This window comes from Massilia sp. 05N420, assembly GCF_056397205.1.
Genome location: NZ_JBFTMX010000015.1, coordinates 55,710 through 70,980 on the forward strand (window position 1 = coordinate 55,710; position 15,271 = coordinate 70,980).

The following is a 15,271-nucleotide window of genomic DNA, read 5'->3' on the forward strand; positions in this document are numbered from 1 at the left end:
AAGGATAGGCGATCGTTCCGGATATTACAAAGGAAGCGTCGGCCGTTCAGCAAATCCCTTCACATCGGGCTGCAATTTAGTGCTGTTTCCTAAACACGCGGAGGATTAGTGCAGCCTGGCCAGCGCAATCAGCGTCAGCGTGACGGTGATCGCGCCGCCGATCCGGGTGGCGATCTGCGCGAAGGGCATCAGCTGCATGCGGTTGGCGGCGGTCAGGATGGCGACGTCGCCGGTGCCGCCCTGGCCGCTGTGGCAGGCGTTGACGATCGCCGCCTCGATCGGATACATGTTCATCTTGCGGCCCACCACGAAGCCGGTGGCCATCAGGGTCACGACCGTCGACACGATGATGACCAGGTTCGTCACGTTGAAGGCGGCGACCAGCTTGTCCCAGGGCGTCATCGAGGCGCCGATGGCGAACAGCAGCGGATAGGTGACCGCCGTCGAGAAGAATTTATAGACGACGTAGGAGCTCTGCTGGAGCTGGGGCGAGACGCCGCGCGACAGCTTGAACATGACGGCGACGAACAGCATCACCACCGGCGCCGGGAACTCGAACAGGCGGAAGGCCAGCATGCCCACCATGTAGAGCGAGATCGAGGTGATGCCGGCGGCCGCGATATGGCCGATGTCCATATGCAGGGGAATGACTTCGGCCAGCGGCTTCGCATCGTCCTGCTCGCCCGGCTGCAGGCGGCCTTCGCCGGTCAGGTGCGGGCGCTTCTTGCCGATCGCATTCAGCATGCCGGCCAGCAGGATCGCCGTCAGGCTGCCCAGCATCACCGGCGGCAGCACCTGGGCGAAGATCTCGCCCTGGGCTTCGTGCAGGATGCCGGCATAGCCGATCGACAGCGGGATCGCGCCTTCGCCGACGCCGCCGGCCATGATCGGCGCGACCAGGTAGAAGAAGGTGTGGAAGGCGCCCTTGCCCAGCGCCACGCCGACGGCGGTACCGACGATGCCGGCCGCCACCGAGCCGATGGCCAGCGGGACGAAGATCTTGATGAAGCCCTTGATGAGCACCGACCTGTCCATGCTCAGGATGCTGCCCACGATGATGGACGAGATGAACAGGTAGAGGAAGTTGGTGGACTTGGTGAAGTCGACCACGTTCTTCAGCACCGGCGCCGGGATCAGGTGGCTGAAGGCCAGGTAGGACGGGATGAAGGTGGCGAATATCGCGGCGGCGCCGATGTTGCGGAAGAACGGCAGGCGCTTGCCCAGTTCCGCGCACGAGAAGCCGCCGACGGTCAGGATGGCGATCGAGACGCAGATATCGTTCGGCACCTTGCCGGTCGCGACGAAGCCGCCGATCAGCGCCACCAGCAGGAGATAGACGGGCAGCGGGACGATGCCGAGACGCATGTCCATCAGTTTCCAGAACGGATGGGGCCTGGATGGAGCGGACGCTTGTACCTCGGTCTGGGCTTGGGCCGGTGGGTTTTGCAGCGGAAGTCGGTTAGCGTTTTTCATGAATACCAACGATAGGTCTGGTGAATATGGCGCCACTCTAACCGTGCTTCCCCTTCAATTAGCTTTCAGTGTTCGAGCTCGATCCGCCGCACGTTTTCGTCCTGCAGCGGGATCCGCAGGCGCCGCGTGGCCGGATCGAAGTGCGCGTCCTCTACCTGCTTGCCGTCGATGCGGATGGCGGCCGGCGGCTTGTCGATGCCGATGAACTCGACGGCGCCCACGCGCTGGTAGCCGGTATTCGGCGGGATCTCCAGCCGCAGGCCGCCCTCCTCCTGCTTCATCCCGATGGTGCGCGATGCGCCACTGCGGTAGCCGTAGCCGTCGCCGGCATCCTGGAACACGTGGCTGCTGCCGGTGGCGCCGGCGGCGACGAGCAGGGTCAGTGGCACCGTCTTCATCTCGCCCGTGTGCTGCACCACCGGCGCCGTCGGAATGCCGGCGCCGGCGCGGACGAACAGCGGCAGCCGGTCCAGCGGCGCGGCTACCCGGGCCACCGTGCCGCCCGCATGCCGGCTGCCGTCCCACCAGGCGATCCAGGCATCGCCCTTCGGGAAAACCACTTCGCGGCTGGTCTGCCCTTCCTGCAGCACCGGCGCCACCAGCAGGTCGCCGCCGAGCAGGAACTGGTCGTCGACCAGGCTGGCGCGCGTATCGCCGGGGTACATGAACCACAGCGGACGCATCGGCGGCATGCCGGTGCGTTCGTTATCGGCGAACAGCGTGTACAGATAGGGCAGCAGGCGGTAGCGCAGCTCGATGGTGGCGCGGTTGACGCCTTCGAGTTCGGCGCCGAAGGCCCAGGGCTCGCGCGCGGCGGAGACGTCGTTCGAATGGGTGCGGAAGTAAGGCGTCAGCGCCGCCGCCTGCAGCCAGCGGGTGTGCAGCTCGGCGCTCGGACTGCCCATGAAACCGCCGACGTCGGCACCGACGAAGGGCACGCCCGACACCGACAGGTTGGTCAGCATCGGAATCGTCAGCGCCAGGTGGGACCAGGTCGGCGAATTGTCGCCGGTCCAGACCGCGGCGTAGCGCTGCACGCCGGCGAAACCGGCGCGCGTCAGCACCAGCGGACGGCGCCCCGGCCGCAGCTTGCGCAAGCCCTCGAAGCTGGCGCGCGCCATCTGCATGCCATAGACGTTGTGGTATTGCGCATGGCTGCCGGGCCGGCCGTCGCCGGCATGGCGGGCGTCGAGCGGGAAGGTCCGCTGCGGCCCGAGCGACATCTCCGGCTTGTCGAAACCGTCGGCCGGGAACACGCCCGGCTCGTTCATGTCGTTCCAGAAGCCGTCGACGCCGAGATCCAGCGCCGCTGCATACAGGCTGCCGAACCAGGCACGCGCCGCCGGCAGGGTGAAGTCCGGGAAGGCGCAGATGCCCGGCCAGACCTTCTCGTGCAGCTCGCTGCCGTCGGGCTTGCGGACGTAGACGCCCTGCTCCCTGCCGCTGCGGTAGACAGCATAATTCTCATCGAGCTTGATGCCCGGGTCGACGATGGTCACGGCGTGGAAGCCTTCTCCGTGCAGCCGGTCCAGCATCTGCTTCGGGTCGGGGAAGGTCCCGGCATTCCAGGTGAAGACGCGGAAGCCGTCCATGTGGTCGATGTCGAGGTAGAGCACGTCGGCCGGGATCCGGCGCTTGCGGAACTCCTGCGCGATGTCGAGCACCTTTTCCTGAGTCATATAAGACCAGCGCGATTGCTGGTAGCCCAGCGCCCACAGCGGCGGCAGGGCGCCGCGCCCGGTGAGGGCCGTATAGTCGCGCAGGACGCCGGCCGGGCTGCGCTCTTCGCCGCCGGTGAAGACGTAGTAATCGAGCTCGCCGCCGTTCGCGCCGAAGCTGTAGCGGTGGGGCTCGCGCTTGCCCATGTCGAACCAGCTGCGCCAGGTGTTATTGAAGAACAGGCCGTAGCTCCTGCCCTCATGCAGGGCGATGAAGAAGGGAATCGCCTGGTAGGACGGATCGTGGCCCACCGCATAGGGAGCGACGTCCGAGTTCCACATCACCGTGGCTTGCTGGTGCCGCGACAGCGGCAGCGTCTTTTCGCCGAAGCCGTAGTACAGCTCGTAGTCGTCGCGGCGCATCGCGGTTTCGACCGCGCCCTCCTCCCTGTCGAAGGACATCGGACGCGCCGGGTCGTTGGCGAGCACCAGCCGGCCGGCGCCGTCGTACACCGAGATCGCCAGCTCGGGCGCGTTGCGGATCACCACCCGCGTGCCGCTGGCGGAGCGCAATTCGGTCACGGCGCCCCGCTTCGCCACGGTCGCCCTGGCGGTGGGCGGCGCGCCCTCGATCGCATAGGAGAGGTCCGGCGCAAAGCTGCCGGAAGGCGCCATCCGCACCCGCACCACATCGGGCGTGGCGAAGCCGACATGGACCCGGGCGCCGCTGGACAGGCGCAGGTCCACGCCGTCGGCGGACGGCAGGGCCTGCACGACCTTGCCTGCGGGGCGCAGGGCCGCAGCGGCCGGCATGGCGGCCAGGGCCAGCAGGCCGGCTCCCGCCAGCGCCGGCAGGAGCCGACTTCCGTTCACTGCTGCTTGCCGGTGCCGTACAGGCCGGCGAACCTCAGGCCGAAGTACAGGATGAAGGCATAGCAGGCGGCCGGCACCACGAAGGACCATTGCAGGCCGATCGAGTCGGCCAGCAGGCCCTGCACGAAGGGCACCACGGCGCCGCCGACGATGGCCATGCACAGGATGCCCGAGGCCTGGCCGGTGAATTTGCCGAGGCGGTACAAGGCCATGCTGAAGATGGTCGGGAACATGATCGAATTGCACAGGCCGACGGCGAGGATGGCCCACATCGCGGCCTGGCCGTGGCCGAAGATGGCGACCAGGATCAGCGCGATCGAGACGGCCGCATTGAAGGCCAGGGTCTTGCCCGGGCTGACATAGCGCATCACCGCGAAGCCGACGAAGCGTCCGACCATCGCACCGCCCCAGTAGTAGCTGACGTAGTGGGCCGCGTCCGCCGGGCCGAGGGCGGCGATGTGCGGCTCGCCGATGAAGTTGATCAGGAAGCTGCCGATGCTGACTTCACCGCCGACGTAGAGGAAGATGCCGATCGCCCCCATCAGCAGGTGGGGATGGGCCAGCACCGAGGCCTTGGTGGTGCTGTCGAGCTGCACCACGCCGTCGTCCGCGTGTTCGATCTTCGGCAGGCGGGCAAAAGCGAACAGCACCGCCAGCAGCAGCAGCGCGCCGGCCAGGGTCAGGTAGGGCTTCTGGACGCTGGCCGCCTCGCTGACCTGGGCGCCTTCGGCCAGGATCAGGATGCCGCCGAGGATGGGCGCGATGGTGGTGCCCAGCGAGTTGAAGGCCTGGGTCAGCGACAGGCGGCTCGAGGCCGTGCGCGGGTCGCCCAGCACCGTCACATAGGGGTTGGCCGCCACCTGCAGGATGGTGATGCCGGCTGCCAGCACGAAGAATCCGAGCAGGAACAGCGCATAGCCGCTCATCGACGCCGGATAGAACAGCGCGCAGCCGCAGGCGGCGATCACCAGCCCGGTCACGGCGCCGTTCTGGTAGCCGATCTTCTTGATCAGCATGCCGGCCGGCAGCGAGACGATGGCGTAGGCGCCGAAGAAGCAGAACTGCACCAGCATCGCCTGCACGTAGTTCAGCGTGTAGAGCGCCTTCAGGTGCGGGATCAGCACGTCGTTCAGCGCGGTCAGCAGGCCCCACATGAAGAACAGGATGGTGATGATGACCAGCGGCCCGGTATTGCCCGTGCGGGCATCCGATTGCGGCCGCAGCGCCGGCTGCGAAATATGTTCCATACGGTGTCTCCTATCGATTTTCTATCGTGCTTATAGTGCTGACGGCAGGTCGTCCGCCTGCGTGCCCCAGCCCGCGGTGTCCGGCTGCGGTGCGAGGCGGTAGCCGAGGGTGCCGCCGGCCTGCAGCTGCTCCCAGTCCAGCCACACCCGCGACAGCGGCTTGCCGGCCCAGTTCACCGACTGCACGAAGCGGCGCTCGCCGGCCCTGGCTTCGGGCGCCTCGATGCGCAGGGTATGGCCGTTGCCCATGTCGACTTCGGCGCGGGCGAAGCGCGGCGCGTGCAGGATGAAACGGCCGCTGCCCGGCGTGTCCGGATACATGCCCAGCGCGCTGAACAGGTACCAGGCCGACATGGTGCCGAGGTCGTCGTTGCCGGTCACGCCGCTGGGGCCGTTGCCGAACAGGGTCTCGGCCGCGCGCAGCACGGTGGTGGTCTTCCAGGGCTGGCCCATCAGGGTATAGACCCAGGGGGCGTGCAGGTCGGGCTCGTTGTTCGGGTTGTAGCGGAACTGGCTGTAGTAGCTGTACGGTCCCACGACCCAGGACTTGCGCACGGCGTTCGGGTCGGCCAGCACGGCGTCGTAGTCGAAGAACAGGTCGAGCCGGCGCAGGGCTTCGGCCTTGCCGCCCATCGCCGCGGCCAAGCCCGGGATRTCCTGGCGCACCAGCCACTGGTATTGCCAGGCCGTGCCTTCGTGGAAGCCGTGGTCGCCGCGCGGATCGAAGCCGCTGCCGACGTCGGCGAACCAGCTGCCGTCGTTCAGGCGCGGGCGCGGGAAGCCGCGCTGGCCGGTCGGGGCGTCGACCACCGACGCGTCCCAGATCTTCTTCCAGTTGAGGGCGCGCTGCGACAGCGTCATCGAGTCGTCTTCCTCGCCGATGGCCCAGGCCATCTTCGCCAGCGCGCTGTCGGCCAGCGCATACTCCAGGGTCGCCGAGGCGCCGTGGTGCGGGTCGGTGTCCATGCCCTTGGCCATGAAGGTGCGGTCGTACTGCACGAAGCCCTGGCGCAGGTAGCTGGGGTTGCCCGAGCGGCCCTGCGGGCGGATATTGAACGGCGGGACGCCGAAGGCATTCTGGCGCAGCGCCTCATAGGCTTGGCGTTCGCGGCCCTTCAGCGCGCCGTAGCGCCACAGGTCGACCAGGAAGGGCGTGACCGGGTCGCCGGTCATCACATTGGTCTCGAAGTTGGCATAGCCCCAGCGCGGCAGCCAGCCGCCCTGCTCGCGGATCTTCAGCACGGAATTCGCGATGTCGCGCGCGCGCTGCGGGCGCAGCATGGCCAGCAACTGGTTCTGGGCGCGGTAGGTGTCCCACAGCGAGAAGTACTCGTAGTAGGTCCAGTCCCTGGCCGTGTGGACGTTGTCGTCGTAGCCGCGGTAGCGGCCGTCGGCATCGTTGCCGGTCATCGGCTGCAGCAGAGCGTGGTAGAGCGCGGTGTAGAACACGGTGCGGTCGTCGTTGCTGCCGCCCTCGATGCGCACGCTGGCCAGTTCGCGCTGCCAGGCCGCCTGCGCCTTGTCCTTCATCGCATCGAAGCTCATCGGCTTGCCGGCGGCCATGCCCTCGGCCCGCAGGTTGCTGCGCGCACCCTCGGCGTCGACGTGGGAAATCGCGCTGACCGCGGTGACGGCGCGGCCGTTCTTCAGGTCAAAGCTCAGCCAGACGCCATGCGGCTTGGCTTCGCCCGCCTGGCTCGGACCGTTCGCGTTCGGCCAGCCGCCGCGGTCGTCCCAGATGCCGTGGGCGATCACCGGGCGGTCGAACACGATGCGGAACCAGGTGGTGTACTTGGCGCCGCCGCAGAAGCTGTTGGTGACGATCTTGCCCTCGACGCTGCGGTCGTCCACCACCTTCACTTCGCTGCCGACCACGTTGTGGCGTTCGTTGGCCTGGCCCAGGTTGAGCAGCACGTGGCCGGTGGCGGCGCCGGGCGCGAAGGTGTAGCGCTCGGCGGCGGCGCGGGTCAGCGCGGTTGCCTCGGCGGTGATGCCGCCGTAGCTGGTGAGCTGGACCTTGTAGTAGCCGGCCTGGCCGACCTCGCCCTCGTGGCTGTATTCGGCGCCGTATTTCTTGTAGTCGAAGCTGCCCGGCTTGCTGGTGTCGAAATCGCCGCCGGGGCCGATGGTGCCGGTCACCGGCAGCACCGGCAGCTGCCCGCCCTGCTCCCAGCAGCCGGCGCCGGACACGTAGGAATGGCCGAAGCCGCGGATCCGCTTGTCGCTGTAGCGGTAGCCGGCGTAGTGGTCGGCGGTCGGGCTGACCTGGATCATGCCGAACGGCGCCGAGGCACCGGGGAAGGTATTGCCTTCGTCCTGGGTGCCGATGAAGGTGTTGACCGGCATAGGACCGGCTAACTGAGCCGCGGCGACGGAAGCCGGCGCGGACGCGCTCTGCGCGGCCATCGGCAGCGCGAAGGCCCCCAGCAGCGCGGCGCACAGCGCCGGCTGGAACAGGGCAAAACGGGTACGGCTCATCACGGTGCTTCTCCTTCGAGCTGTTCGAACAGTTGTTGCATGGCCGCCGGCGGCGGCGGGGTGGCGCCGGACTGCAGGCAGGCGGCGGAACCGGCCGCCAGCGCCGCATGCAGGTGAGCCTGCAACGGACGGTCGGGATGGCCCGCCAGGCTGTGCAGCAGGCCGGCCACGCTGGCGTCGCCGGCGCCGACCGTGTCCACTACCGTCACCTTGGGCGCGCGCGCATCGCAGCGCTCCGCGCCGCGGTACAGGCTGGCGCCCTGGCCGCCGCGCGTCAGCAGGCAGATCGCGTCCGGATTGAAGCCGCGCAGATGCTGCAGCGCCTCGTCCAGTTGGTAGTGCGGAAGCAGGCCGCGCAGGTCGTCGTCCGACACCTTGATCACGTCGGCCAGGGTCGCCATGCTCTGCAGGGTCCACGCATACTCCCTGCCCATCACGTTGCGGTAATTCGGGTCGTAGCTGATCCTGACGCCGTGGGACTTCAGTTTTTTCGCCAGCGCGACCAGCTTCGAGGCCAGCGGTTCGCGCGCCAGGCTGATGCCGCCGAAGTGGGCCCAGCGCAGCGAATCCAGCCATTCCGCGGGCAGCGCTTCGGGATCGAAGTGCAGGTCGGCGCTGTCGTCGCCGACGAAGAAGTAGCGCGGCGGCTCGCCTTGCTCCACCACGGCCAGCAGCGGCGAGCGCTCCACCCGCTGCATCAGGCCCAGGTTCAGGCCGACTTCCTCGCTGGCGTTCCACAGGGCCTCGCCGAAGCGGTCGCGGCTGACTGCGCCGGCAAAGGCGGTGGGTTCGCCCAGCACCGCCAGCGCGCGCGCCACGTTCCATACGGAGCCGCCGACGCGGCTCACCCATTGTTCGCCGCCTTTGTGGATCATGTCGGTCAGCGCCTCGCCGGCGCACAGCATCAGCGGCGCCGTATTGATCGGATCAGGCATCGCCGGCCTCCCGCAGCACGGCCACGATGTCGTAGCAGGCGCCCATGGTGTGGTAATCGACCTTGCCGGCCGGGCTCTTCTCGTCGCTCAGCTTGCGATTCTCGCGGTCGAGGATGCGGTACCAGGCGCCGTATTCATGGTCGACCATGTGGGTCCAGCTGTAGGCCCACAGGCGATCGTACCAGTCCCAGTACCTGGCGTTGCCGGTGCGCTTGGCCAGCATGGCGGCCGCCGCGGCGCTCTCGGCCTGCACCCAGAAATACTTGTGCCAGTCGCAGATCGTCAGGCTAGGTGCCAGCGAGTAGCACAGGCCGCCGTGCTCGGGGTCCCAGCCCTTCTCCACCGCCACCGTGAACAGTTTTTCCGCGGTCGGCAGCAGCCAGTCGACGTCCTTGTCCAGCACGCCCTTGCCGCGCGCCTCCAGCTGCACCAGCAGCTTGGCCCACTCCGTGAAGTGGCCGGGCTGGTAGCCCCAGGGGCGGAACAGGTTTTCCGGGTCGTCGATGTTGAACTTCCAGTCCGGCTGCCACTGGGCGTCGTAGTGCTCCCAGATCAGGCCTCCGCAGCGCTGCGCCTGGCGCTGGGTGATGTTGTAGGCGACGGTATAGGCGCGTTCCAGGTAGCGCTGTTCGCCGGTGGCCTGCCAGGCGGCCTGCAGCGCCTCGCAGGCGTGCATATTCGCGTTCTGTCCGCGGTAGCTGGAGAGCGTGCTCCAGTCCTGGCTGGCTTCGTCGGCGTACAGGCCGTCCGCCTCGCTCCAGAAGCGCTTCTCCATCAGCTCGAAGGTCTCGCCGATCCAGGCGCGCGCCTCTTCCACGCCGGCCATCGTCGCATGCGCATAGGCCAGCAGCACGAAGGCTTCGCCGTAGGCGTGCTGGGTGCCGTCCTCGACGTCGCGGCCGTCCAGCATCCAGGCGTAGCCGCTGCCGTCCGGCGCGCGGTGGGCCTCGCGCAGGAAGCGCACGGCGTGGCGCACGCCCTCCAGGTAGGCCGGATCGTGGAAGTGGCGGTAGGCCATCGCATAGGTGAACACGAAGCGCGTGCTGCTGACCAGGTGGCGGTGGCGCGGGTCGTAGATCTCGCCGTCGTCCTTGAAATACTGGAACATGCCGCCGGCGGGATCGATCGCGCGCGGATGGTAGAAGCGCATGGTGTGCTGCGCATGGTCGAGCAGGACGGCGGGGTCGCGGAAATTCGGGAGAGTAGTCATGGTAGGCATGGTTGGATGTGCATCAGTCGTCGCAACTGCTCTCGCGTACGATCATCTCGACGGGCACGGTTATCTGGGATGGGTTGTCGTCTGGTTGGTGAAGCAGTAAATCGATGCCGGCCCGCCCCAGCGCTTCCTTGTCCACCCGGACGGTGCTGAGCGGAGGAATGGCGGCGGCGGCGGCGGCGATGTCGTCGAAGCCGACGATCGCGATATCGTGGGGGACCTTCATCCCCTCGTTCAGGCAGAACTTCATGGCGGCCAGCGCCGTGCTGTCGTTGTAGCAGAAGACCGCGTCGGCCGGCTTCGGCAGCTCGAGCAGGCTGCGCATGGCTTCCGCCACCGCCTCCTCGCCTTCGTCGATGAAGGGCATGCTCACTTCGAGGCTCGGGTCGGCATGGACCCTGGCGTCGAACAGCGCCTGGCGGAAGCCGCGGTTGCGCTGCTGGATGCTGTAGTGGGCCAGCGAACCGGACAGCATGGCGATGCGCTTGCGGCCGCAGCGCAGCAGGTGCTGGGTGGCCAGGTAGCCGCCGCGCAGGTTGTCCGGGTTGACCGAGGTTACGCCGCGACTGTGCATGTCCACCAGCACGATAGGCTTGCCGACCTGCTGCAGCGCGGCCAGCACTTCCGGCTCGAAGAAGCCGGCGCAGACGATGGCATCCGGCTGGTGCACGCGGATCTGGGCCAGCACCGGCTCGGCCGGGTCGACCGCGATGAAGGACAGGGCGACACCCTCGCGCCGGCAGGCTTCTTCGGCGCCCTGCAGCACCGGCGAGAAGAAGGGGCTGGACGCCAGCGTGTTGTGCTGGCTGTGCAGCAGGAAGGCGATGCGGCGGATGCGTCCTTTCTTCAGCTGGCCGAAGTCGTAGTCCAGGCGCATGGCGGCCTCGCGTACCTTGCTGCGGGTCGTCTCGGTCATGCCGGCCTGGTTCTTCAGCGCCCGCGACACGGTGCCGATCGACAGGCCGGTGACCTCCGCGATGTCGCGGAGGGTGGCCTGGCTCATGGCCGCACCTTGGAAATCAAGTGCATGAAGAGTCTCCAATGTCTTTGTTTATTAAACGCTTATGTGTGCGTTTTTCGGGCGTGTTCGATGCTTGCTTACTGCTCGGTTAGTTTTATCGCAGCCGCCGCCCGCGTCAATGACGGCGGCCGCATCGGAGCGGTTTTTAGCGCGTTTTAGTAAACATCTGCATGCCGGCCAGCGAACGTAAACGCAGGGATGTGCGCAGCGATTCGAGGCCGGCTTTCGACGCAACATGGAGCACCACGCTTTCGCCCGGCAGCAGGGTCAGCGCATTGTCGGACAGCTCGGCATCGAGCTCGCCGGTATCGAGCCAGACGGCGCGCGCGAACTTCGCCGCATGCAGTTCGAGGGCATAGCCGTCGCCGTCGCGGCGCCATTGCGCCTGCAAGCCCGGATCGGGCCACTGCATGTCCTTCGCGGCCCTGAAATACACGGCGCCGCGCGACGCCGGTTCGCCGTCGACGCGCAGGTCGAACACCGCGACGGTGGATGCCGGATCGGCGCCGCCGAGCAGCTCGGCATCGGTATAGTCGACGGCTTTCGCCGCCGACAGCGGCGCCAGCTCGACCGGCCTGCGCTCGTCGCGCAGCAGCTTGCCGTCGAGGGTGCTCAGGCGCAGGCGCAGCTCGCCCTTCACGGCATGCGTGCGGTCGTTGAGCAGGCTGACCGTGGTCTTGCCGCCGGGCGAACGCAGTGCGGCCACCGCCACCGGCGCATAGAAGCGGCGCGCATGGAATTGCAGTGCCTTCCAGCGCCCGAACCAGTCCACGCTGGACCAGGACGCACCCGGCCAGACGTCGTTGAGCTGCCAGTACAGGGAACCCATGGTGAAGGGGCGTCTGGCGCGGTGGTGCAGCGCGGCCAGCTCGATGCCCTCGGCCTGCGCCGCCTGGCTCAGGTAGACGAAAGCCGCGAAATCCCTGGTCTCGCCGAATTCGTAGTCCACATACTTCATCAGCCTTTCGTTGCCCTTCCCGGCCAGGAACTTCTGGTGGGCCTCGATCACCGGCGTGGCGATGCCCTGCTCCTCGCGCCTGGCGAAGGCGTCGATGGTGCGCTGCACCGGCCAGGCCTGCAGGCCGTATTCGGACATGAAGCGCGGCGTGATCTCCAGGTACTTCGACGGCGGGTAGGCCGGGTTGCCCCAGACTTCCCAATAATGCATGTCGCCGCTGGCGGGCGTGTTGGCGACGTCAAGCAGGTCGTCGCCGGGCGAGCTGGCCCAGTAGGCGATGCCGCCGCCTTCTTCCGCCACGACCTTGCGCAGGTCGGTGCCGAACAGCTGCACATAGCCCTTCCAGACCTTGTCGGCGAAAGCCGGATCGGCGGCCTTCAGCTCCTTGCCCGCTCCCCAGTATTTCCAGGCGATTTCTTCCTCATTGTTGCCGCACCAGAGTGCGAGACTCGGGTGGTTGCGCAGGCGCCGCACCTGGTCGCGCGCTTCCAGCACCACGTTGGCGCGGAAGGCGTCGTCATAGGCCGGCGGCATGCCGCCGCCGAACATGAAGTCCTGCCACACCAGCAGGCCCAGCTCGTCGGCCAGGTCGAAGAAATCCTCGCTTTCGTAATAGCCGCCGCCCCAGCTGCGCAGGAAGTTCATGTTGGCATCAACCGCCGACTGCAGCACCCGGCGCAGCTGGGCCTTGTTCACGCGCGGCTGGAACATGTCGAAGGGGATGGTGTTCGCCCCCTTGGCGAACACGGGAATGCCGTTGACGGCGAAGTAGAAGCTGCGGCCCTTGTCGTCGGGGTCGCGGCGCAGTTCGATGCTGCGCAGGCCGGTGCGCGCGCCGGCCCTGGCAATCGCGCCCTTACCGCCGTTGCCGATCTCCAGCTCGTAGCGGTACAGCGGCTGCGCGCCATAGCCGTTCGGGAACCAGCGCTGCGGACGGTCGACCTGCACCGGCAGTTCGATGCGGTTGGCGCCCGCATGCAGTTCGGCGCGGCGTTCGGCCGCCAGCGAGCGCCTGCCGTCCGGCGTGGTCTGCCACAGGCGGAGAATGAAGGCACCCTCGCGCACCACGTCGAGGGAGGCGAGTGCGGCGAGGTCGGCGCGCGCTTCGTCGACGCGGTCCTGGCGCAACTGCAGGTCGTCGATACGCACCGTGTCCCAGCTCTGCAGCACGACGGGTTTCGAGATGCCGGCGGTGACGTAGCGCGGACCCCAGTCCCAGCCATAGTGGTAACCGGGCTTGCGCACGAAGTTGGCGGTCATCGCGTCCTTCGGCTCGTCGCCGTAGGGCGAAGGATAGTTGYCGAGCAGCTTGTGCGGCATCGCCTGCACGCCCGGCAGCAGCTTCGCGATCGGCGAGCGGAACACGATGCGCAATTCATTGCCCTTCGCGCGCAACTTGCCCTGCACCGGCACGCGCCAGGTGCGGAAGGCGTTGTCGGCATCGAGTACCTTGCTGCCGTTCAGCCAGACCTCGGCATAGGTATCGAGGCCTTCGAACACCAGGTCGCTGCGCGCAGAATCCAGTGCCGTGCGCGGCGCGTCGAAGCGGGTACGGTATTCCCAGTCGGCCAGGCCGATCCACTGCAGCTTCGCCTCGGGCGCGCCGACATAAGGGTCGGCAATCAGCTTGTTCGAGAACAGGTCGGTATGCACGGTGCCCGGCACCGTCGCCGCGCGCCAGGGCGCGGCTTCGGCATGGGCGGCGCCCTGGGCGTTGCCGGGCAGGAGACGGAAGCTCCAGCCTTTGTCGATGCGGACGCCCTCCGGCGCGACGGCCATCGCGGAGGCGGCCGCCACCGCCAGGCAAAACCCCAGCAGCAGGCGCGCGCCCGAACGCAGGAATGGGCGGCCGCTCATCGCGCGGGCGCCTTCCAGTAGCGCTCGATCCATTCCTCGTGGGTCGGCATCGAGTCCACCGCGCGCGCCAGCGAGCCGCGCATGCCTTCGACGAGTTCGACCAGACGGTCTTCCGGCATCTCGTCCACCATCGGGTGGTAGCCGCGCGGCTCGATGCCCTGCCCCAGCATCACCTGGACCCAGCTCGGCAGGGCGAAGAAATCCTCGCCGTTGCGGAAGTAGCGCCCGTCGGTGCGGAACAGTTCGATCGTTTCGCGCAGGGTTTCCGGCACCTCCATCGTGCGGCAGCGGTCCCAGAACGGGGTGTCGTTGCGTTCGGTGGCGTGGTAGTGCAGGATGATGAAGTCGCGGATCCGCTCGTACTCAAAGGCGGATTCGCGGTTGTAGCGTTCGATCAGCTGCGGATCGAAGTCACGCGTGGGGAAGTAGCTCAGCAGGCGGGTGATGCCCGATTGCGCCGAGTAGATGCTGGTCGATTCCAGGGGCTCCAGGAAGCCGCTGGCCAGGCCCACCGCCACCACGTTCTTGTTCCAGATTTTCTTGCGGATGCCGGCCGTGAAGCGCAAGGGACGCGGCTCGGCCAGCGCCTCGCCGTCCAGGTTGGCCAGCAGGGTCGCGCAAGCTTCGTCGTCGCTGATGTGGCGGCTCGAATAGACATAACCGTTGCCGGTGCGGTGCTGCAGCGGAATGCGCCACTGCCAGCCGGCCGCGCGCGCGGTCGAGCGGGTGTAGGGCGTGATCGGGGCGGTGCTGGCGCTGGGTACCGCCAGCGCGCGGTCGCAGGGCAGCCAATGCGACCAGTCTTGCCAGCCGCTCTCGAGGCTCTGCTCGATCAGCAGGCCGCGGAAACCCGAGCAGTCGATGAACAGTTCGCCGTCGACCACCTGCCCGCTTTCCAGCGTCACCGATTCGACGAAGCCGTCTTCGGCGCGCCGGTTCACCTTGACGATCTTGCCTTCGATGCGCCGGGCGCCGCGCTGCTCCGCCAGTTCGCGCAGGAAGCGCGCGTACAGGGTGGCGTCGAAATGGTAGGCGTAGGCGATGTCGGCCAGCGGCGAATTCGGCGGCGCCTTATGGTCCCCCGGCGCGAACTTGCCGCGCGGCGCCATCACGGTCTGCGGCGAATAGTCGCCGATCGGGCCGGCGCGTCCGGCCTGGCGCAGCTTCAGCCAGAACTGGTGGAAGGGCAGCGGCCCCAGCGAACGGCCGATGGCGCCGAAGCCGTGGATATAGCTGTCGCCGATGCGGGTCCAGTCCTTGAATTGAATGCCCAGCTTGACGGTGGCCTGGGTGCGTTTGACGAACTCGGCTTCGTCGATGCCGAGCCATTGGCCGTTGAACAGCCGGATGTGGGGAACACTGGCCTCGCCGACGCCGACGATGCCGATCTCTTCGGACTCGATCAGGCGGATCGAGGCGCCCTTGCCGAGGTAGGTGGCGAGGGCCGCGGCGGCCATCCATCCCGCGCTGCCGCCACCGACGATGGTGATGCTGGTGATACGGTTCTGCGTGCTCATTGCGTCCTCCAAAAAAAACTCCCCGGCCTGACCAAGCC

The 15,271-nt window shown here is 67.6% G+C and carries 9 protein-coding genes; all 9 read right to left on the bottom strand.

What is annotated here, in order from left to right; genetic code table 11:
* Nucleotides 1-105: 105 nt before the first annotated feature.
* The 9 genes from AC1DIX_RS11550 to AC1DIX_RS11590 all read right to left on the bottom strand — a co-directional run bounded on the left by AC1DIX_RS11550 (nt 106) and on the right by AC1DIX_RS11590 (nt 15,233).
* Nucleotides 106-1,473 carry a 2-hydroxycarboxylate transporter family protein gene (locus tag AC1DIX_RS11550; RefSeq protein WP_441935069.1) on the bottom strand — a complete coding sequence of 456 codons (1,368 nt, stop codon included), beginning with the start codon at nt 1,471-1,473 and terminating at the stop codon, nt 106-108.
* A 65-nt stretch (nt 1,474-1,538) separates the two neighbouring features.
* The gene (locus AC1DIX_RS11555) at nt 1,539-4,004 is read right to left on the bottom strand and encodes a glycoside hydrolase family 31 protein (protein ID WP_477324385.1); all 2,466 of its coding nucleotides are present in this window, start codon (nt 4,002-4,004) and stop codon (nt 1,539-1,541) included.
* Nucleotides 4,001-5,251, bottom strand: coding sequence for a sugar MFS transporter (locus AC1DIX_RS11560; RefSeq protein WP_477324387.1), 1,251 nt, complete (start codon nt 5,249-5,251; stop codon nt 4,001-4,003). The genes AC1DIX_RS11555 and AC1DIX_RS11560 overlap by 4 nt, the downstream gene beginning before the upstream one ends.
* A gap of 30 nt (nt 5,252-5,281) precedes the next feature.
* Nucleotides 5,282-7,729 carry a GH92 family glycosyl hydrolase gene (locus AC1DIX_RS11565; RefSeq protein ID WP_477324389.1) on the bottom strand — a complete coding sequence of 816 codons (2,448 nt, stop codon included), beginning with the start codon at nt 7,727-7,729 and terminating at the stop codon, nt 5,282-5,284.
* A complete protein-coding gene (locus tag AC1DIX_RS11570; RefSeq protein WP_477324391.1) occupies nt 7,729-8,664 on the bottom strand; it encodes a carbohydrate kinase family protein in 936 nt (311 codons plus the stop codon). The genes AC1DIX_RS11565 and AC1DIX_RS11570 overlap by 1 nt, the downstream gene beginning before the upstream one ends.
* Nucleotides 8,657-9,874, bottom strand: coding sequence for an AGE family epimerase/isomerase (locus AC1DIX_RS11575; protein WP_477324393.1), 1,218 nt, complete (start codon nt 9,872-9,874; stop codon nt 8,657-8,659). The genes AC1DIX_RS11570 and AC1DIX_RS11575 overlap by 8 nt, the downstream gene beginning before the upstream one ends.
* A gap of 22 nt (nt 9,875-9,896) precedes the next feature.
* A complete protein-coding gene (locus AC1DIX_RS11580; protein ID WP_477324394.1) occupies nt 9,897-10,883 on the bottom strand; it encodes a LacI family DNA-binding transcriptional regulator in 987 nt (328 codons plus the stop codon).
* A 163-nt stretch (nt 10,884-11,046) separates the two neighbouring features.
* Nucleotides 11,047-13,749, bottom strand: a complete 2,703-nt coding sequence (locus AC1DIX_RS11585; protein ID WP_477324396.1) for a beta-mannosidase — start codon at nt 13,747-13,749, stop codon at nt 11,047-11,049.
* Nucleotides 13,713-15,233 (bottom strand): tryptophan halogenase family protein, encoded by a 1,521-nt coding sequence (locus AC1DIX_RS11590; protein WP_477324398.1) that lies wholly within the window; start codon nt 15,231-15,233, stop codon nt 13,713-13,715. The genes AC1DIX_RS11585 and AC1DIX_RS11590 overlap by 37 nt, the downstream gene beginning before the upstream one ends.
* Nucleotides 15,234-15,271 lie beyond the last annotated feature (38 nt).